Annotated in this window: 15 protein-coding genes and 2 tRNA genes; 2 read left to right on the top strand and 15 right to left on the bottom strand. The window is 62.7% G+C overall.

All coding sequences use genetic code 11. The features are described 5' to 3' along the window. The first annotated feature begins 7 nt into the window (after positions 1 to 7). A complete protein-coding gene (locus ACSQ3S_RS12650; protein WP_436142575.1) occupies positions 8 to 1747 on the top strand; it encodes a methyl-accepting chemotaxis protein in 1740 nt (579 codons plus the stop codon). A gap of 591 nt (positions 1748 to 2338) precedes the next feature. Here the strand turns inward: ACSQ3S_RS12650 and ACSQ3S_RS12645 are convergent. From ACSQ3S_RS12645 to ACSQ3S_RS12620, 6 genes are all read right to left on the bottom strand, one after another. Then, a tRNA-Arg gene (locus tag ACSQ3S_RS12645) sits at positions 2339 to 2415 on the bottom strand. Between the two features lie 74 nt (positions 2416 to 2489). Continuing rightward, positions 2490 to 2566 (bottom strand) — tRNA-Pro (locus ACSQ3S_RS12640). Between the two features lie 71 nt (positions 2567 to 2637). After that, entirely contained in the window at positions 2638 to 3987 is a 1350-nt protein-coding gene (gene glmM, locus ACSQ3S_RS12635) for a phosphoglucosamine mutase (RefSeq protein WP_176653905.1), read from the bottom strand. 27 nt (positions 3988 to 4014) lie between these two features. Next, positions 4015 to 4854 carry a dihydropteroate synthase gene (gene folP / locus ACSQ3S_RS12630; protein WP_436142574.1) on the bottom strand — a complete coding sequence of 280 codons (840 nt, stop codon included), beginning with the start codon at positions 4852 to 4854 and terminating at the stop codon, positions 4015 to 4017. Positions 4855 to 4921: 67 nt separating this feature from the next. Continuing rightward, complete coding sequence (ftsH, locus tag ACSQ3S_RS12625) at positions 4922 to 6805, bottom strand: ATP-dependent zinc metalloprotease FtsH (protein ID WP_176653903.1); 1884 nt, start codon at positions 6803 to 6805, stop codon at positions 4922 to 4924. A 202-nt stretch (positions 6806 to 7007) separates the two neighbouring features. Next, positions 7008 to 7709, bottom strand: a complete 702-nt coding sequence (locus ACSQ3S_RS12620; protein WP_176653902.1) for an RlmE family RNA methyltransferase — start codon at positions 7707 to 7709, stop codon at positions 7008 to 7010. A gap of 43 nt (positions 7710 to 7752) precedes the next feature. On the opposite strand from ACSQ3S_RS12620, the gene ACSQ3S_RS12615 reads away from it, so the two are divergent. Further along, positions 7753 to 8223 carry a YhbY family RNA-binding protein gene (locus ACSQ3S_RS12615; RefSeq protein ID WP_176653901.1) on the top strand — a complete coding sequence of 157 codons (471 nt, stop codon included), beginning with the start codon at positions 7753 to 7755 and terminating at the stop codon, positions 8221 to 8223. Positions 8224 to 8268: 45 nt separating this feature from the next. Here the strand turns inward: ACSQ3S_RS12615 and ACSQ3S_RS12610 are convergent, their stop codons facing one another. From ACSQ3S_RS12610 to ACSQ3S_RS12570, 9 genes are all read right to left on the bottom strand, one after another. Beyond that, a complete protein-coding gene (locus ACSQ3S_RS12610) occupies positions 8269 to 8751 on the bottom strand; it encodes a DUF4149 domain-containing protein (protein ID WP_176653900.1) in 483 nt (160 codons plus the stop codon). Then, positions 8751 to 9227, bottom strand: a complete 477-nt coding sequence (greA, locus tag ACSQ3S_RS12605; protein WP_176653899.1) for a transcription elongation factor GreA — start codon at positions 9225 to 9227, stop codon at positions 8751 to 8753. Before greA ends, ACSQ3S_RS12610 begins: the two co-directional genes overlap by 1 nt. Positions 9228 to 9320: 93 nt before the next feature. Next, positions 9321 to 12551, bottom strand: a complete 3231-nt coding sequence (gene carB / locus ACSQ3S_RS12600; RefSeq protein ID WP_353402401.1) for a carbamoyl-phosphate synthase large subunit — start codon at positions 12549 to 12551, stop codon at positions 9321 to 9323. Between the two features lies 1 nt (position 12552). Further along, positions 12553 to 13716 (bottom strand): glutamine-hydrolyzing carbamoyl-phosphate synthase small subunit, encoded by a 1164-nt coding sequence (carA, locus tag ACSQ3S_RS12595; RefSeq protein WP_353402399.1) that lies wholly within the window; start codon positions 13714 to 13716, stop codon positions 12553 to 12555. A gap of 253 nt (positions 13717 to 13969) precedes the next feature. Continuing rightward, positions 13970 to 14380, bottom strand: coding sequence for a GlcG/HbpS family heme-binding protein (locus tag ACSQ3S_RS12590; RefSeq protein WP_353402398.1), 411 nt, complete (start codon positions 14378 to 14380; stop codon positions 13970 to 13972). A 34-nt stretch (positions 14381 to 14414) separates the two neighbouring features. Beyond that, on the bottom strand, positions 14415 to 15338 hold the full coding sequence (locus ACSQ3S_RS12585; protein ID WP_353402396.1) for a patatin-like phospholipase family protein: 924 nt from the start codon (positions 15336 to 15338) through the stop codon (positions 14415 to 14417). A 69-nt stretch (positions 15339 to 15407) separates the two neighbouring features. After that, the gene (locus tag ACSQ3S_RS12580; RefSeq protein ID WP_436142573.1) at positions 15408 to 16868 is read right to left on the bottom strand and encodes a right-handed parallel beta-helix repeat-containing protein; all 1461 of its coding nucleotides are present in this window, start codon (positions 16866 to 16868) and stop codon (positions 15408 to 15410) included. Between the two features lie 58 nt (positions 16869 to 16926). Continuing rightward, positions 16927 to 19011, bottom strand: coding sequence for a glycoside hydrolase family 36 protein (locus ACSQ3S_RS12575; RefSeq protein ID WP_436142572.1), 2085 nt, complete (start codon positions 19009 to 19011; stop codon positions 16927 to 16929). Between the two features lie 20 nt (positions 19012 to 19031). Continuing rightward, positions 19032 to 20114, bottom strand: a complete 1083-nt coding sequence (locus ACSQ3S_RS12570; RefSeq protein ID WP_436142571.1) for a hypothetical protein — start codon at positions 20112 to 20114, stop codon at positions 19032 to 19034. Positions 20115 to 20117 lie beyond the last annotated feature (3 nt).

Below are 20117 nucleotides of genomic sequence, written 5' to 3'. Positions count from 1 at the left end.
AAATATCATGAAAAAATTATCGGTACGAACTCAGCTTGCCATTGCCTTTGGCGGCCTGACACTGCTGCTGGTGGGGATCGCCGTCATGTCGATCACCAACTTCTTGCGCCAATACGAGGAATTTGAAAGCTATGTGAACGGCGTGCGCGCGCGCTCCGAAGCCGCACACCTGGTACGGGAAGCGGTCGGCCTGCGCGCTGTCGCCGCAAGAAATCTCGTGCTGGTGACCAAGCCCGAGGACCGCGAAGCGGAAACCCGGATCGTCAAGCAGGCTCAAGCCCAGGTGGTTTCCAACTTGCAGAAACTTAACGAGATGGTCAAGGATAAATCCGCCTCCGACGAGGCCCGCCGCGTGGTCCGTAAAATAGATGCAATCGAAAAGACGTATTCGCCGGTTGCGCTGGCCATCGTGGACCTGGCGCTTCAGGGCCGAAGGGATGAAGCGATCGTCAAGATGAATGAAGAGTGCCGCCCATTGCTGGCCTCGCTGGTTGCCGCGACCAGCGAGTATGCGCAACTCGCCACCACCGTGTCAGCCCAGTTGATTGACGAGGCCAGCAAAGACTTTGCCGCATCAAGAAACATGCTCATACTCTGCAGTGTCATTGCCACCGCCTTGGCCATTACCGCTGGAACGCTGATTTCCAAGAACCTCTTGCAAGCCCTGAGCGCCGAACCGCAGGCCTTGTCCGATGCGGTCAGCCAGGTAGCCAGTGGCGACCTGAGCGGCGACCTGCACCTGCGTCCCAACGATACCGGCAGCGTTTTGGCCGCCGTGCAACGCATGCAAGTATCGCTATCCCAGGTGGTGTCGTCGGTGCGCCAGGATTCAGAGACGGTCTCGACTGCGGCAGCGGAAATTTCTTCAGGCAATAGCGATCTGTCCACCCGAACCGAGCAACAGGCCAGTTCGCTGGAGGAAACCGCCTCGTCGATGGAAGAATTGACCTCGACCGTCCGCCAGAACGCGGAGAACGCCCGGCAGGCCAACGCGCTGGCCATCAGCGCATCCGATATCGCCGCCAAGGGCGGCGCCGTGGTGGCCCAGGTGGTCGGCACGATGGACTCCATCAGCGAAGCATCGAAAAAGATCGTCGACATCATCAGCGTCATCGACGGCATCGCGTTCCAGACCAATATCCTGGCCTTGAATGCGGCCGTCGAGGCGGCGCGCGCCGGAGAACAGGGCCGCGGGTTTGCCGTGGTGGCTTCCGAGGTGCGCAACCTGGCTCAGCGCAGCGCCAGCGCGGCAAAGGAAATCAAGGCCTTGATCGATAATTCGGTCGAGCGTGTCGACATCGGTTCCAAGCTGGCAACCGATGCCGGCGCGACCATGACCGAGGTGGTGCACAGCGTGCAACGCGTGAACGATATGATTGCTGAAATCATGAACGCAAGCCAGGAACAATCGGCCGGCATCGAGCAAATCAATCAGGCGATCATCGAGATGGATCATATGACCCAGCAAAACGCCTCCCTGGTCGAGGAGGCTGCCGCGGCGGCCGAATCCTTGAGCGACCAGGCCGGAAACCTGGTGCGCACCGTCAGCATATTCAAGATCCGCGCGGAAGCCGGGCATCGCAACACGGCGGCGGCGCCCGCACATTTGCGGGTGGTTACAAGCCCGGCCCGGGCGCTGGCCAAGGTATCCCGCCCTGCGCGCGGCGGCGGCGCAAAGGCCGCGCCGTCCCGTCCTGCGAAAGCGCCGGCAGCACAGGCCGCGGCAGCCGATTGGGTCGAGTTCTGATATTTGCGATCCGGCCGGCGCTCAGAGCGTCGGCTGTCATGTTTGATTGACGGAATGAAAAGCGAAAATTAATTCCTTGCGTGCAGCCATAAACCCAGGTGGTGGCGATTATTCCTGTTTGATTCCCTTCCGCTAGGGTACGTTGGCATGTGCCCCAGCCGATTTTTCCTTAGCCCGAGTTCGGATGGGCGTTTTAACCGAGATGCGGGTCAGCGCCTTTACAGCACAGCGGCATTGCTCCTCGTCAGGATAACCTTCGACTGAAAGTGCCACGACTAAATCGCCAGATCTGAGACGCCATCGCCATGGCTCTTTGGTCCTCTTGCAGCCATCTTCATAGAGCTCAAACCACATAAATGCCCTCCTTAGAAATTGCATTTATGATAGTGATTTAACTCTTGGTAAGCAAAATATTTACCATTGATCGTCATCAATATGAAGGTTCAAAATATATGGATACATTTTTCGTTGCCCTACTTTCTGTACAATTGGAAGCCACTCACTAGCAAATTGAAATAAACAAATGTTGTATAGGACACAAAATCACGGCGCGGGCGTCGCAACGCGTGAGTTTGATCAACGTGAAGATTTTGGCCTGCCCAGCAGGAATCGAACCTGCGACCCTCAGCTTAGAAGGCTGATGCTCTATCCAACTGAGCTATGGGCAGAGATGTGTGCAGCAAGAATATGCTGCGGAAATGAAAAACGGGCTGTCCTGGAGACAACCCGTTTTAAAAGTTCTTGGTCGGAGTACAAGGATTCGAACCTTGGACCCCCTGGTCCCAAACCAGGTGCGCTACCGGGCTGCGCCACACTCCGAAGACAGTATTCTAACGCCTGGCGCTTCCCGCGTCAATGAAACGCCAGCCGATTATTTCACTGCTGAAATTTTAAGCGGCCAGCTGGTTTTCCACCTTGTCGGCGATGCGGCGCGCCATCGACTGCGCATCTTGGGCGTTGCGGGCTTCGACCATCACGCGTATCAGCGGTTCCGTGCCGGAAGCGCGTATCAGCACCCGGCCGCTGTCGCCCAGCTCGCGCTCGACCTGCTCTTTTTCCGCCACCATGGCGGCGTTCTTGGTCCAGTCGAAACCGGGCGCGACGCGCACGTTGATCAGCGTTTGCGGGAAGATCACCAGTTCGCCGGCGCACTGCTCCAGCGAGCGGCCGCTGCGCTTGAGCGCCGACAGCACCTGCAGCGCCGAGATGATGCCGTCGCCGGTGGTGTGCTTGTCCAGCGCCAGCAGGTGGCCCGAGCCTTCGCCGCCCAGGATCCAGCCCTTGTCCTTCATCACTTCCAGCACGTAGCGGTCGCCGACCTTGGCGCGGGCGAAGCCGATGCCCTTCTCCTTCAGCGCCACCTCGACCGCCATATTGGTCATCAAGGTGCCGACGGCGCCGGCCACCGGGCCGGTCGCCATGCGGTCCATCACCATCAGGTACAGCAGCTCGTCGCCGTTGTACAGGCGGCCATTGGCGTCGCACATGATCAGGCGGTCGGCATCGCCGTCCAGCGCGATGCCGAGATCGGCGCCGTGCGCGCGCACCGCCAGCGCCATCGCGTCCGGCGCGGTGGCGCCGTGGCCCAGGTTGATGTTGAAGCCGTCCGGCTTGTTGCCGATGGCGATCACTTCGGCGCCCAGCTCATGGAACACGTGCGGCGCGATGTTGTAGGCGGCGCCGTGGGCGCAGTCGACCACCAGCTTCAGGCCGCGCAGGTCCAGCTCGTTGGGGAAGGTGCTCTTGCAGAATTCGATGTAGCGGCCCTGGGCATCGTCCAGGCGCTTGGCGCGGCCCAGCTTTTCCGACGGCACGCAGGCCATCGGCAGATCCAGCGCCGCCTCGATATCGAGCTCGACCGAATCGGGCAGCTTGGTGCCCTGGTCGGAAAAGAACTTGATGCCGTTGTCCTGGAACGGGTTGTGCGACGCCGAGATCACCACGCCGGCCGACAGCCGCAGCGCGCGCGTCAGGTAGGCGATGGCGGGCGTCGGCATCGGGCCGGCCAGCATGACGTCGACGCCGGCGGCGGAGAAGCCCGCCTCCAGCGCCGCCTCCAGCATGTAGCCGGAGATGCGCGTGTCCTTGCCGATCAATACGGTCGGGCGAGCGCCGCCGCTGCGGGTGCCGGCCAGGACCTTGCCGGCCGCATAGCCCAGGCGCATGACGAAGTCAGGCGTGATCGGCGACTCGCCCACCAGGCCGCGGATACCATCGGTGCCAAAATATTTACGTGACATTGTGTGTTCTCTTTATCGTTATTGGTTTTAGTGTGCCGCCTGCCATACCTTGAGCGCGTCGACCGTCTCGGCCACGTCGTGCACGCGGACGATGACGGCGCCCTGCGCCACCGCCGCCAGCGCGCCGCCGACGCTGCCGGCCATGCGCCGCTCCACCGGCTTGTCGACCACCGCGCCTATCATCGACTTGCGCGACAGGCCCGCCAGCAGCGGCATGTCCAGCTCGGCGATCAAGCGTCCGGTGGCTTTCAACAAGGCGTAATTATGCTCCACCGTCTTGCCAAAGCCAAAGCCGGGATCAATGCAGATTCGACGCGGATCAATACCGGCGGCGATCATCGCGTCGATGCGCTCGCGCAGGAAGGCGATCACCTCGGCCACCACGTCGGTGTACGACGGCGCCAGCTGCATGGTCTGCGGCTGGCTTTGCATGTGCATGATGCACAGGCCGCAATCGCTGTCGAGCACGGCCTCGATGGCGCCCGGGGCGCGGAAACCGTTGATATCGTTGATCATGTCGACGCCGGCGATGACCGCTTCGCGCATCAGCTGCGGCTTGTAGGTGTCGACCGAGATCGCCGGCCCCTGGTCGCGCAGCGCGTACAGCACCGGCATCACGCGCTGCAGCTCCTGCTCCAGCGGCAGCGGCGGCGCGCCGGGGCGGCTGGATTCGCCGCCGACGTCGATGATGTCGACGCCGTCCAGTATCATCTGCTCGGCATGGGAAATGGCGAATTCCAGCGACTGGTAATTGCCGCCGTCGGAAAACGAATCGGGGGTGACGTTGAGGATGCCCATCACGCGGGGACGGACGCCCTCGCCACGCCACGGGTAGTTGAATCGGCCAAACTGCAGTGTAGATCGCATATGAAACTGGAATGAAAAAGGGCGAGGATCACTCCTCACCCTTTTGAGTTGATGCTGTAACGGCCGTTTAGGCCGGCGCGGTCACGTTAGGCGATACGCCCGAGCCGCCGTCGCCGGGAGGCTGCTTGCGGATCGTCACGCCCGGCTTCGGTGCGCGCGGCTCCAGGCCGGCCATGATGTCGTTGATCTGGTCCGCGTCGATGGTTTCCCATTCCAGCAGCGCCTTGGTCATCACTTCGACCTTGTCGCGGTTCTCTTCCAGCAGCTTGCGCGCCAGCTGATATTGCGTGTCGAGGATGGCGCGGATCTCGGCATCGACCATCTGCTGGGTCGCTTCGGAAATCGTCTTCGAGGCGCCGCCGAAGAAGCCGTCGTTCTGGCTGTCTTCGTAGACCATCACGCCCATGCTGTCGGACATGCCGAAGCGGGTCACCATCGAGCGGGCCAGCTTGGTGGCGCGCGAGAAGTCGTTCGAGGCGCCGGTCGACATCTGGCCGACGAAGATCTCTTCGGCGATGCGGCCGCCGAACAGGATGGAAATTTCTTCCAGCATCTTGTCCTTGTAGCCCGAGATATTGTCGTGCTCAGGCAGCTGCCAGGTCAGGCCCAGTGCCCAGCCGCGCGGCATGATGGTCACTTTGTGGACCGGATCGGCCTTCGGCAGCAGCTTGGCGACCACGGCGTGGCCGGACTCGTGATACGCGGTGTTGCGGCGCTCTTCCTCGCGGATGACCATCGACTTGCGCTCGGGGCCCATGAAGATCTTGTCTTTCGCATCTTCAAAGTCGGCCATGTCCACCAGGCGCTTGCTGCGACGTGCCGCAAACAAGGCTGCCTCGTTGACCAGGTTGGCCAGGTCGGCGCCGGAGAAGCCAGGGGTGCCGCGGGCCAGGATGTCGGCCTTGACGTCGGTACCGATAGGCACTTTGCGCATGTGCACGTTGAGGATCTGTTCGCGGCCGCGGATGTCCGGCAGGCCCACCGACACCTGGCGGTCGAAACGGCCCGGACGCAGCAGCGCCTTGTCCAGCACGTCGGCGCGGTTGGTCGCTGCCACCACGATGACGCCGGACGATGCTTCGAAGCCGTCCATCTCCACCAGCAGCTGGTTCAGCGTCTGTTCGCGCTCGTCGTTGCCGCCGCCCATGCCGGCGCCACGATGGCGGCCGACAGCGTCGATCTCGTCGATGAAGATGATGCAAGGCGAATGCTTCTTGGCGTTCTCGAACATGTCGCGCACGCGGGACGCGCCCACGCCGACGAACATTTCAACAAAGTCCGAACCGGAGATCGAGAAGAACGGCACCTTGGCTTCGCCGGCGATGGCGCGGGCCAGCAGCGTTTTACCGGTGCCCGGAGGACCGACCATCAGCACGCCGCGTGGAATGCGGCCGCCCAGTTTCTGGAATTTGCTCGGGTCTTTGAGGAAGTCGACGATTTCGTTGACTTCTTCCTTGGCCTCGTCGCAACCGGCGACGTCGGCGAAGGTGACGGTGTTGTTGGTTTCATCCATCATGCGCGCCTTCGACTTGCCGAAGGAGAACGCCCCGCCCTTGCCGCCGCCCTGCATCTGGCGCATGAAGAAGATCCACACGCCGATCAGCAGCAGCATCGGGAACCACGACACGAAGACCTGCTGCAGGAACGATGGCTCCTCGGGCGGTTTGATGTCGAAATGGATGCCGCTGTCGCGCAGGTCGCCGACCAGGCCGCGATCGAGCATGGTGGCGGTCGAGCGCACCTTGGTGTCGTCGCTGCGGGTGGCGGTGATGTTGGCGCCTTCAATCACGACATCCTTGATGCGCTTGGCTTTCACATCATCCAGCAGATCGGAATAAGCGATCGTTTTGGCGCCACCGGCTACGCTGTGACTATCAAACTGCTTGTACAGCATGAGCAGCAACAGTACCACAACTACCCAAATGGCTGATTTGGAAAACATGTTATTCACGAAAACTCCTTGGATGCAGGGCGCATCTATAACCTATAGCTTAGAAACCCGATTTTACTCGCAATAAGCAGGCGGTGCCAGAAGCCCACTTGTGCGTGCGGCTGAAAATCCCGCGTAAAAACACATTATTTGACCAAAATACCGGTGCGATCAAGTCAAAACTGATCTTCACTGTGTCGATGTGCGGCCCAAGCCCCAAATATCAAGGGCGTTCAGGGGCGAATTCGTCGGAATCGGGCACTTCGGCCGAGACCATGCCGTCGGTCGGATTCTTCAGTCCGCGTCCCAGCAGGAAAATCTCGGACGATTTATCGCGGCTGGCTTTGGGTTTTTTCTGGATCACGGTTTTGAATTCGCGGCGGAATTTGAGCACGATGTCATTGAAACCCATGTCTTTAAAACATTTCACCAGCAGCGCGCCGCCGGGTTTCAAATGCGCCTGGGAGAATTCAATTGCCAAATCGATCAGATGCTCCATGCGCGCGGCGTCGGCGCTGGCGATGCCGGACAGGTTGGGCGCCATATCCGATAGCACAAGATCAACTTTCTGGCCTTTGACATGGTCTTCCAGCAGCTGCAGCACGTCGGGCTCGCGGAAATCGCCCTGGATGAAGTGGAAATCGGCGATCGGCTCCATCGGCAGCATGTCGAGGCCGATCAGCGTGCCGTTGATGCCGCCGCCCTCCTTGCCGGCCAGCTTGCGGCGCGCGTACTGACCCCAGCTGCCAGGCGTGCAGCCGAGGTCGACGATGACCTGGCCGGGCTTGATCAGGCTCTCGTCCTCATCGATCTCCTTGAGCTTGAAAGCGGCGCGGGCGCGGTAGCCCTCTTTTTGCGCCAATTTCACGTAAGGGTCGTTAATGTGGTCGTGCAACCAGTTTTTGTTTAATTTCTTCTTCTTCATTCGCGTAGAATACTGCCTTTAAGGGAACCACTAAAAATATATTATGCAAAAACTTACACCTGTTGAGCGCAGCGCTCTGCGCGCCGAAGCGCATGGTCTCAAGCCTATCGTCCTGATCGGCGAGGCGGGCCTGACAGCCAACGTCCTCAAGGAAATTTCGCTGGGCCTGGATTCGCACGGCCTGATCAAGGTCCGCGTGTTCGGCGACGACCGCGAAGCCCGCGCCGCCATGTACGACACCATCTGCGAGCAGCTCGACGCGGCACCGGTGCAACACATCGGCAAGCTGCTGGTGCTGTACCGTCCGAAGGTGGAAACGGAAAAAGCCCGCTCGACCTCCGGCAAGGGCCTGCGCGAAGTCACCATCGTCAAGCCCAGCCCAAGCGGCACCAAGCGTCCGTCGGTGACCAAGGTACTGCTCAAGGGGAATGAACGCGTGACCCAAGGCGGCAATATCAAACGCGCCAAGCCACAGCAGAAGTCGACCAAGAAGAGCGCACTGGGCTCGAAGTAAGCCTCGTGCATCGTCCTTTCCCTCCCGGGAAAGGACGAAAATGTTTTACTGTTTCACCACCAGCCACGCGGCCAGCAAGCTCTGCACCAGGTAGATGCTGCTGGAAATGCCGTGCAACATGCCGAATTCATTCCTGGCAGCGTCTTCCATCACACCGCCCGGCCCTGCCGCGGCACGCAAGGCCGCCATCATCGGCTGCAGGCCGAAATGCGACACCAGCGTACACAGCAACATTGCAAACACGACAATCAGCAGGTTGCGCCGCGTCTTGGCGGCCGAGTTGGCGGCGGAGCCGGCGAAAATGCCGCCGGTCTCGGCGCCCTTGCTGATCCACAGCAGCACCAGCATGACCAGCGCGCAGGCGATCGACAGCCACGCCTCATTCTTGAACAAGCTGGCGGCGATGGTGCCGGCCAGCACGCGGTCGCTCAGCGTGGCGAACAGCGTCGGCGCGGCCAGGTAGCCGACCGCCCACAAACTGCCGGCCCACAGCGTCGCGACCAGCAAACGGGTGCGCGCGAGTAACATCAGATGTAACGCACTTCCAGGATTTCGTATTCGCGCGGGCCGCTCGGGGCCTGCACTTCCACCACGTCGCCGGCCGATTTGCCAATCAGCGCGCGGGCGATCGGCGACGTCACCGATACCTTGCTCAGTTTCAGGTCCGCTTCGTCCAGGCCGACGATCTGGTAGGTCACTTTCGCGCCCGACTCCAGGTCTTCCAGGTCCACCGTCGATGCGAACACCACGCGGCCATCGGCGTCCAGCGTGGTCGGGTCGATGATCTGTGCGGCGCTCAGCTTACCTTCCAGTTCCGCGATGCGGCCTTCGACGAACGCCTGGCGCTCCTTGGCGGCATCGTACTCGGCGTTTTCCGACAGGTCGCCATGCGAGCGTGCTTCGGCAATCGCGTCGATCACGATACGGCGTTCTTTGGTCTTCAACTGGTGCAGCTCGTCTTTCAGGAGCTCTGCGCCGAACTTGGTAAGTGGAACTGAAGTCATGTTGTTTATTTACTCTGTTTTTACAATGGAAAACCACAGAGGCCACGCCAACCTGCAGCGCGAGCTCTGTGGTTAATAGGTACTACCTAGGCCTTAGTGTAAGGTTTTATGCAGCCCTTGTAAATCGTACACTTGCAATTCGTCGAGGTGACGAATGCCTTCGACCGCCGCTTCGGCGCCGGCGATGGTGGTGTACGTCGTCACGCGCGATGCGAGCGACGAGGTGCGGATGGCGCGCGAGTCCGTGATGGCGCTGCGCTTTTCCTCGACCGTGTTGATGACCAGGACAATCTCGTGGTTCTTGATCATGTCGACCACGTGCGGACGTCCCTCGACCACCTTGTTCACCGGCGTGACCGGGATGCCGGCGGCGGCGATGACGGCGGCGGTGCCCTTGGTGGCCACCAGCGTGAAGCCGATGTCCACCAGGTCGCGCGCCACCTGCACCGCGCGCGGCTTGTCCGACGATTTCACCGACAGAAACACCTTGCCCGATTTCGGCAGCTTGATGCCGGCGCCCATCTGCGACTTGACGAAGGCTTCGCCGAAGGTCTTGCCGACGCCCATGACTTCACCGGTCGATTTCATCTCCGGTCCGAGGATGGTGTCGACGCCCGGGAACTTCACGAACGGGAACACGGCTTCCTTGACGCTGAAGTAAGGCGGCACGACTTCCTGGGTGATGCCCTGCTGCGCCAGCGTCTGGCCCACCATGCAGCGCGCGGCGATCTTCGCCAGCTGCAGGCCGGTGGCCTTCGACACGAACGGCACGGTGCGCGATGCGCGCGGGTTCACTTCCAGCACGTAGACCACGTCGCGCATTTCGCCGTCGCGTTCCTGCTTCTGGATCGCGAACTGCACGTTCATCAGGCCGACCACGTTCAGGCCCTTGGCCATCAGCGCGGTCTGGCGCTTCAGTTCATCGATGGTCTCCTGCGACAGCGAGTAAGGCGGCAGCGAGCAGGCCGAGTCGCCCGAGTGCACGCCGGCTTGCTCGATGTGTTCCATCACGCCGCCGATGAAGGTGGTCTCGCCGTCGGAGATGCAATCGACGTCGCACTCGATGGCGTCGTTCAGGAAGCGGTCCAGCAGCACCGGCGAATCGTGCGACACCTTGACCGCTTCGCGCATGTAGCGCTCGAGGTCGCGCTGCTCGTGGACGATTTCCATCGCGCGGCCGCCCAGCACGTACGAAGGACGCACCACCAGCGGATAGCCGATCTCCTGTGCCAGCGCCAGGGCGTCGGCTTCGGTGCGCGCGGTGCGGTTAGGCGGCTGGCGCAGGTTCAGCTTGTGCAGCAGCTGCTGGAAACGCTCGCGGTCTTCGGCGGCGTCGATCATGTCCGGCGAGGTGCCGACGATAGGCACGCCGTTCGCCTCCAGATCCAGCGCCAGCTTCAACGGGGTCTGGCCGCCGTACTGCACGATTACGCCGACCGGTTTTTCCAGCTCGACGATTTCCAGCACGTCTTCCAGCGTCAGCGATTCGAAGTACAGGCGGTCCGAGGTATCGTAGTCGGTCGACACGGTCTCCGGATTGCAGTTGACCATGATGGTCTCGTAGCCGTCTTCGCGCATCGCCAGCGCGGCGTGCACGCAGCAGTAGTCGAATTCGATGCCCTGGCCGATACGGTTCGGGCCACCGCCCAGCACCATGATCTTCTTCTTGTCGGTCGGATTGGACTCGCATTCCTCGTCGTAGGTCGAGTACATGTAGGCGGTGTTGGTCGAGAACTCCGCCGCGCAGGTGTCGACGCGCTTGTACACCGGACGGATGTTCAGCTCATGGCGCTTGGCGCGCACGGCCTTGGCATCGGTCTGCAGCAGGAACGCCAGGCGGCGGTCGGAGAAGCCTTTTTGCTTCAGCTTGTACAGCGTGGTGCGGTCGATCTGCTCCAGCTTCTGCGTGTCCATCCACAGTTCCAGGTCGACGATCTCTTTAATCTGGATCAGGAACCATGGATCGATCTTGGTCAGCTGGTGCACTTCTTCCAGCGTGAAGCCCTGGGCGAACGCGTCGCCCACGTACCAGATACGCTCGGGACCAGGCTCGCCCAGTTCCTCTTCGATCTTCTCGCGGTCCTTGGTTTTTTCGTTCAGGCCGTCCACGCCGACTTCCAGGCCGCGCAGCGCTTTCTGGAACGATTCCTGGAAGGTGCGGCCGATCGCCATCACTTCGCCGACCGATTTCATTTGCGTGGTCAGGTGGTGGTCGGCGGTCGGGAATTTCTCGAACGTGAAACGCGGGATCTTGGTCACGACGTAGTCGATCGACGGTTCGAACGAGGCCGGGGTCGCGCCGCCGGTGATCTCGTTGCGCAGCTCGTCCAGCGTGAAGCCGACAGCCAGCTTGGCCGCGACCTTGGCGATCGGGAAGCCGGTGGCCTTGGAAGCCAGTGCCGACGAACGCGATACGCGCGGGTTCATTTCAATGACGATCATGCGGCCGTCGGCCGGGTTGATCGAGAACTGCACGTTCGAACCGCCGGTGTCGACGCCGATCTCGCGCAGCACCGCCAGCGAGGCGTTGCGCATGATCTGGTATTCCTTGTCGGTCAGCGTTTGCGCCGGCGCCACGGTGATCGAGTCGCCGGTGTGCACCCCCATCGGATCCAGGTTTTCGATCGAGCAGATGATGATGCAGTTGTCCGCCTTGTCGCGCACCACTTCCATCTCGTACTCTTTCCAGCCCAGCAGCGATTCTTCGATCAGCAGCTCGTTGGTCGGCGAGGCTTCCAGGCCACGTTTGCAGATGGCTTCGAATTCTTCCTCGTTGTAGGCGATGCCGCCGCCGCTGCCGCCCATCGTGAACGACGGACGGATGATGGTCGGGAAGCCCACTTCGCGCTGCACGGCCCACGATTCTTCCAGCGAGTGCGCCACGCCGGAACGCGCGGAACCCAGGCCGATCTTGGTCATCGCGTCCTTGAACTTGGAGCGGTCCTCGGCCTTGTCGATGGCTTCCGGCGTCGCGCCGATCAACTCGACCTTGTACTTGTCCAGGATGCCGTGGCGATGCAGGTCCAGCGCGCAGTTCAGCGCGGTCTGGCCGCCCATGGTCGGCAGGATCGCGTCCGGCTTTTCCTTGGCGATGATTTTCTCGACGACTTGCCAGGTGATCGGCTCGATGTAGGTGACGTCGGCCATCTCCGGGTCGGTCATGATGGTCGCCGGATTGCTGTTGACCAGGATGACTTTGTAGCCCTCTTCGCGCAGGGCCTTGCAGGCCTGTGCGCCGGAATAATCGAACTCGCAAGCCTGGCCGATGATGATCGGGCCAGCGCCAATAATCAGAATACTCTTAATGTCTGTACGTTTAGGCATCTTATTTTTTCTCCGTTGCTTCCATCATGCCGATGAAGCGGTCAAACAGGTAAGCGACGTCAGTCGGGCCGGGCGATGCTTCAGGGTGGCCCTGGAAGCAGAAGGCCGGCGTGTCGGTGCGGGCGAAGCCCTGCAGCGAGCCGTCGAACAGCGATTTGTGGGTTACGCGGCAGTTGGCCGGCAGCGTGTCCGGGTCGACGGCGAAGCCGTGGTTCTGGGACGTGATCAGCACTTGCTTGCTGTCCAGGTCCTGCACCGGGTGGTTGGCGCCGTGGTGGCCGAACTTCATCTTCAGCGTTTTCGCGCCCGAGGCCAGGCCCATGATCTGGTGGCCGAGGCAGATGCCGAACAGCGGCAGCTTCCTGGCCATGAATTCCTTGGCGGCGGCGATCGCGTAGTCGCATGGCTCAGGGTCGCCTGGGCCGTTCGACAGGAACACGCCGTCCGGGTTCAGCGCCAGCACGTCGGCGGCGCTGGTCTGCGCCGGAACGACGGTCACCTTGCAGCCGCGCGCGGTCAGCATGCGCAGGATGTTGCGCTTGACGCCGAAGTCGTAGGCCACGACGTGGAATTTAGGGTCGGTGAGCTTGCCGTAGCCTTCGCCCAGCGTCCATTCGGTTTCGGTGTATTCGTACTGCGACTTGACGGTGACCACCTTGGCCAGATCCATGCCGGACAGGCCGGGGAAGGAGCGGGCCAGGTCCAGCGCCTGCGACGCCGACGGCTCGTTGCCCTGCGTGCCGACCAGGATGGCGCCGGACTGGGCGCCCTTCTCGCGCAGGATGCGGGTCAGCTTGCGCGTGTCGATGCCGGCGATGGCGACGATGTTCTCGGCCTTCAGGTAGTCGGCCAGCGATTGGGTGGAGCGGAAATTGGACGCCATCAGCGGCAGGTCACGGATGATTAAACCGGCTGCGTGGACTTTGGTGGATTCGACGTCTTCGGGATTGACGCCGGTATTGCCGATATGCGGATACGTCAGGGTGACGATCTGGCGGCTGTAGGAAGGATCGGTCAGGATTTCCTGATAGCCGGTCATGGAAGTATTAAAGACCACTTCGCCGGTCGTATGGCCGGCGGCGCCGATCGAAAAACCTTTGAAAATGGTTCCGTCAGCGAGGGCCAGTATGGCTGGAACGGCTGGGCCAGAAAAAAATGGCGGCAAGGGCAACTCCTGATAAAGTTACCGTAGCTGCGCCACGTCAGACGACCGTCGTGTGTCCCCCGCCGTCGCAGGCCAGGGTGGAAGGTCAGATTGATGATGGAGTGAGTGGTAGTCGCTACGGTAGAGGTGAGATTGGCTAAACCTTTGAATTATAACCAAATCCTCCCTGCTTGGCAATGGCAGCCAGAACATCCCGGGCGAAAAAAATGCCGCCTGGCGCTAGCCGGGCGGCACTTTCGCGAAACCTTGTAAATTAGTTCAGCGCGGCGATGCCGGCTTTGGCGATTTGCGCATCTTCGGCCGATTTCACGCCCGACACGCCGACGGCGCCGATGATGTGGCCGTCAACGATGATGGGCACGCCGCCTTCGAGCATGCCGTCGGTCTGCGGCGCCGGCGCGCTCAGGAACGATACGCGGCCGTTATTGATCATGTCTTCGTAGATCTTCGATTCGCGGCGGCCCAGCGCCGATACGCGCGCCTTGGCCGGGGCGATGTGCGACGACAGCGGCGCGGCGCCGTCCTGGCGTTGCAGCCACAGCAGGTGGCCGCCATCGTCGACGATGGCGATCACGACAGCCCATTTATTGGCGACAGCCTCGGCTTCCGCAGCAGCGGCGATTTTCTTGACGTCGGCGAGGCACAGGTATGGTTTGGTTTGCATGGAGTCTTCCTTTTTGTTCGAGCCGATATTGTACCTAGGGTTTGCGCTTGGCTTCCAGTTTTTGCTTAATCTGCGCCATCACCTGCGCCGCGGCCTGCTCGCCCGCCAGGATCGCCTGGTTGCGGCCGGCGAAGTCGTTGCCCGCCATCTTGCCCAGGCTCGGCGCGATGACCACGTCCGCGTCCTTCAATTCGTACTGGTTGATGCGCTGGCCCATGATGCTGAAGGTCTGCATGATGACGTCCAGCGAGCTGACGGTGGCCTGCACGTCGGCCTGCGTCGAGATGTTGACGGCGATGACGAAATCCGCGCCCATGTCGCGCGCAAAGCGCACCGGCACCGGCGCCACCAGGCCGCCGTCGACATAGGAATGGCCGTTGATCGTCACCGGCTGGAACACGCCGGGCACCGACGATGACGCCCGCACCGCCATGCCCGTGTTCCCGCGCTGGAACAGGATGGGCTGGCCGTTCTTCAGGTCCGACGCCACGGCGCCGAACGGAATCTTGAGTTTTTCCATCGGCTGGTTGTTGACCGCCTTGTTGACGTAGGCCTGCAGCGCTTCGCCCTTGAGCACGCCGGTGCTCTTGCCGAACAGCGGCACCGCCCAGTCGGAGATCGCCGCTTCGTCCATGTCCAGCGCCATCTTCTGCAGCTGGAAGCCGGTGTTGCCGGCCGCGTACAGGGCGCCGACCACGCTGCCGGCGCTGGTGCCGACCACGATGTCCGGATAAATGCCCTGCGCCTCCAGCGCCTTGATGACGCCGATGTGGGCAAAGCCGCGCGCCGCCCCGCCGCCCAGCGCCAGGCCGATCTTGATCTTCTTCGGCGGCAGCGGCTCGGGCACGGAAACCGCCGGGGCCACCGGCGTTTCGATCACCGGATTGGTCTTGCAGCCGACAACGGCGGCAGCGGCGAAGATGGTTAAAGCGACAAGGGAAAGACGGCGTGATGGCATGTAGGGTTCAATCTGCTGGTTTATGGCGCAGCAGATTGTATCTTAATCCCCTCCCTCAGGCCGAATGCCTCACTGGGCCACGGCGGCGGTGCCGTATTCGTCGGCCCCCAGGTCGATGATGCCTTCGATCCGCGCTTCGCCATTGATATCCTGCGTGCCGTTGAGCGGAATCGAGCCGGAAGGGAAATAGCGGGTCCACAGCGGCGAGCTCCAGGTCGTCAGCGCGGTGCCGGTGGCGCCGACATTGATGGCCGGCGAGGTATTGAGCAGCTTCAGGTCGCCGGTCGTCGGCGCGGCGTAGCGCGGGTCGGCGATCACGCGCGTGCCCGGCAGGCTGGTGGTGCTGGAGCTGGTGCCCCACCACAGATTGATGCCCCAGACATTGCCGGTGTGCCCGGTCCCTTCGACCTGGTAGCTCTCGGCGGTGGTGCCCTTGCCGGAGAAGATGTTATTGCTGAAGCGCGAATCAATGACCTTGTACTGGAACACCACCTCGCTGCCCCAGCCCTTGTTCTTGTAGAACGAGTTGTTGTGCACATTGATGCGGCGCGACTGGCCGGCGCCCGTCGAATAGCCGCCCAGCGACAGCCCCGCCTCGCGGTTGGCGTACACAAAGTTGTTGGTCATCAGGATGTCCTCGGTCGCCTTGCCGCTGTGCTCGCTGGCGAATTCGAAGCCGATGTCGTTGCCGGTGGAGATGTTGCGGTCGAAGATGATGTTGCGTCCGCCATCCACATAAAAGCCGCCGGCCGACCCTTCCCCGCCGTACCACGGATTGGTCGTGCTGGAATTGTTCTGCGCGCGGTTGTTGCGCACCATGCCGTTGCGCACGCGGTCGCTCTCGCCGCAACCGGAGCACTCGCCTTCGTAGCCGATGAAGTCGAAGCCGATATTGTTATTGTCGTGCACGCTGTTGCTCAGCACTTCAAAACGGTCCACGTTGCCGTTGATGACCAGCGCCTCGCTGGCCTGCAACACGTTCTGGTACACCTCGTTGCCCTGCACCAGCAGGTCGGTGACGCCGGTGGCGTTCGTGCCAAACACCGCCAGGCCATGCGCGCCGACCGAGCACGGATCCTTGCAGGTGCTGGTGTTCTTGATGGCGTGGATCTTGTTGTTGACGATCTGCAGGTTGGAGCCATTGCCTTCGATCAGAATGCCGACCGGCGTATTGCTGCCGCTGGACGTCAGCCCCGTCACGTCGAAGCCTTCGACCCGCACATAGTTCGAATTCTTGATCGTGATCAGCCCCTCGCGGCCGGACGGCGCCAGGCCGCTGCCGCTGATGATGGCGCCCGCATCGCCCTTGAGCGTGACGAGTGCGCTGGCGGTGCCGGACTTGCCTGAAATGAGCACCTTCTGCTTGTAGGTACCGGCCAGCACGTGGACGGTGTCGCCGGCGCCCGCGGCATTGACCGCGGCCTGGATCGACTGGCCGGGGCTGACGGTAATGGTGATGGCGTGCGCCGTGGACGCCAGCAGGCCGGCAAACACACACGCGGCTGTGGCGAAAGCTTTCACATAGTTCATAGGCAGTTCTCCAATTGAAAAGACAGCACCTTCGACTCACCCGGCGGCGCCGGGGGCTTTACACCGGCACCGCCTCCAGCAGCAGTGCGTGTTCGAAGCGCAGCGTCAGGCGGTTGCGGCCGCCCTCCACTACGCCGATATCCTTGCCGTCGACGTAATCGCGCAGGCGCCAGCGTCCTGCGCCCAGGCCGCGGATCTCGACCGGGCCGTCCCAGCGCCGCGCGAAGAAGGCGAAATACATCCTGCCGCCCTTCTCCACCGCGTGGCCTTCCGGCTTGTCGAAACCGATGTCGTACAGCTCGCCGCGATAGATGCCGTTGGCCAGCATCTTGTCGCGATAGATGCCGATCCACTTGCGCCACTTCAGCTCGCGCTTGGGCGTCAGCAGGAAGCTGTCCTTGGGCTTGGGATCGACCGGCCAGGTGAACTTGGTCGACAGCACGGCGCCGATGCCGACCGTCGAGGCGAAATCGTCGCCGCCGTCGCTCAGCTCCACGTGGTCGCCCGCATACGGCGCCGAGCGCCCCATCAGCGCCTTCAGCGTCTTGCCCTTGTGCCGCACCTGCCACGACGACAGCGGGTCGGAGGCCGGCGCCTGGTTCATGGAGGGGAAATTGTGGAAGGCGTACGAGGTGCCGCACGGGCAAAGCTCGACCACGGCGTTGGGATTGATCTCGCGCGCCGTGTCGTACACCATCTTCCAGAAATCCTGCAGCTTCTCGAACGACTCCTCGGGCCGCGCGTGCTTGTGCAACGGGTTGTAACATGGCGCCACGCCGTTCAGGTGCTGGCCGTCGATCTTCAGGCCCTGGTAGCCCCACTCGCCCAGGATCTTGCGTATCCAGGCGCGGGTCATGTCGATGGTGGGCTGGTAGGCCGGACACAGATAGAAGCTGTTCCACCAGCTGATCAGCTGCGGCGCGCCCTCCTTGTCCAGCAGCAGCATGTCGGTGTGGTCATGCAGCAGGTCCGAGCCGGGATCGACCGCCAGCGGCGTGATCCACAGCCGCGCCTTCAGGCCGGCGTCCTTGATGGTGGTCACCAGGCCGCGCATGTCGGCTTCGCCGCCCGGGAACTTCTTGGTGTCCAGTTTCCAGTCGCCTTCGTTGTTCTGCCAGCCATCGTCCAGCACCGCCCATTCGAGGCCCAGCTCCTTGGCCTTCTGCAGCGTGCCCACCATCAGCGGTACCGTGAAGTCGCGCTCGTAGCCCCAGGCGCACCAGATAGGCTCGTAGCATTCGGCCGGGGCGTCCGGGGCGCGCAGGCCGCGTTCGGCCATGGCCTGGCGGTACTGATCGAGCGCGGAAAAATAATCGCCCGTGTGCAGCGCCAGGAAGGTGTCCAGCGTATCGAGCGTCTCGCCCGGCTGCAGTGTCGTCTCCTGCTTGAATTCGACCGCCAGCGAGGCGCCGCCCGCGACCGCGCGCACCGGCAGCGCGACCAGGCGCGGCACGGTGTCCAGGTGGCCGACGGCCAGCCCGCACTCGCGGTTCCAGACGTCGGCCGCAGGCGTGCCGCCGCCGTAGTCGGAAGCGTTCATGCCCATGAAGTTGCGCTGGTCAAAGCCGGCGACCAGCGGCTGCACCCAGTCGCGCCGGTCGGGATGGGTGGCGCCGGAGAAGGTCCAGAATTCCGCCTTGCGGCCAGCCGCGGGGCGCAGCGTGTGGGCGCTGTTGGCCCAGGCCGCGACCGGCAGCGGCTTGTCGCCGGTGTTGCGATAGGAAACGCGGATGACGGCCAAGCCGGGATGGCGTTCATAAAAAGTGACGGCGACCGTCTTCTCGATGCCGTCCGCCACGCCGGACAGGCGATGGCGTACGCCGGGGCCGTGGGCGCCGTCGACCTTGTCGGCCGCCTGCGACGACAGCGCAAAGCGTTCGACCCAGCGGCCGTTGGGCAGTTGCAGCCGTTCGCTCGGCGCGAAGGCGGTGACCGCCGTGGGCCGGGGCCCGCGCCGCGACACGACGCGGCAGCGCAGCAGGCTGTCGAATTCCAGCGCCATGGCGGCGTCGCCGATGCGCGCCACTTGCTTGCCTTGCGCCTGCAACGTGGCCGCGCCGGCGTCGCCCACCGTGGACGTCACTGCGGCTCCCGCCAGCCATTGCAGCAAGGTGCGACGGCGTTGATCATGTTGGTTGTTCATCGGTTTCCTCGTTTTTCTATTCAATGCCAGGCGCGCGGGTAGGCTTTTTCCGCGTTGATCCGGTATAGCTTGTCGACCACGGCGCGCGGCAGCGCCAGCCCGCGCACCGGCCGGTCCAGCTCGGGCACGGCGAAGCTGTCGGCGGTGACGAAATAACGCCAGTCACGCCGCCATACCGTGTCCACGTCGGCCACGAAGCCGGCGTCGTCCTGCTCCGCCGACTGCGCCAGGTCGGAGCCGTACATCAACCGGTCCTGGTACTTGATGAGGAAGGCGCGCACGCGTTTGCGGTCGCGCTGCGACTGGTATTGCAGCTGTCCGATGCGGGCCGCCACGTCGACGTTGACGCCGGGGTGGGCGTCGAGGAAGCGCGCCAGCCGGTCCACATCCCACTCCAGCGACGCCAGGTGCACGCCGGTGAAGCGCAGGTCGGGATGCTTGTCCAGCAAATGGTCGCGTGCGGCCATCTGCTCTTCGTAGCTGGGCATCTCCGGGTGCGCGTACATGTGGTAGGCCGGATGTTCCTTGAAATATTCGCGGTCGTTATTGACCGTCATCTGCTCAAGCGGCAGCCAGCAGTTGTGCGGTTCGCCCTGGTGCCCCAGCACCATGACGCCGCGTTGGGCCAGCCCGTTGAACACTTGGTCGAAACGCGGATCGTCGACCATCACCAGCTTGCCCTGGCCGTCGCGCAGGCTCATGCCGATGTTCTTCCACACCTTGACGCCGACGGCGCCGTCGGCCAGCGCTCCATCCAGGTCTTTCAGCGTGGCCGCGCCCCACTCCGGCTTTTCGAAGCCGTCGGTGGAAAAGGTCGCGGCCCAGGCCACCTGCCGCGGATGACCGTGGGCCAGCGCGCTGGCCACGCGCCGCTGCTGGTCGAGCGGTGGAAAATCCGGATAGTCGACATTGATGGTCAGCGCACGGAAGTTGTCCTTGCGCGCCAGCGCCAGCCAGGCGTCCTGATTCTCGCCGTGCAGGTGTAGATGGGCGTCGATCTTCGGCACCTGGTCGAAGTCGCGCACGGTGTAGCCGCTGGCGGCGGTGGCCAGCGGCGCGGCCAGCAGCGCCGCAAGAACGGCAGGTAGCAGAGTACAACGCATATA

This window comes from Duganella sp. LjRoot269 (genome assembly GCF_964254095.1).
Classification (GTDB): Bacteria; Pseudomonadota; Gammaproteobacteria; order Burkholderiales; family Burkholderiaceae_D; genus Rugamonas; species Rugamonas hordei.
The sequence above is the reverse complement of the archived record's forward strand: the minus strand, read 5'-3'. Positions and strand labels throughout refer to the sequence as shown.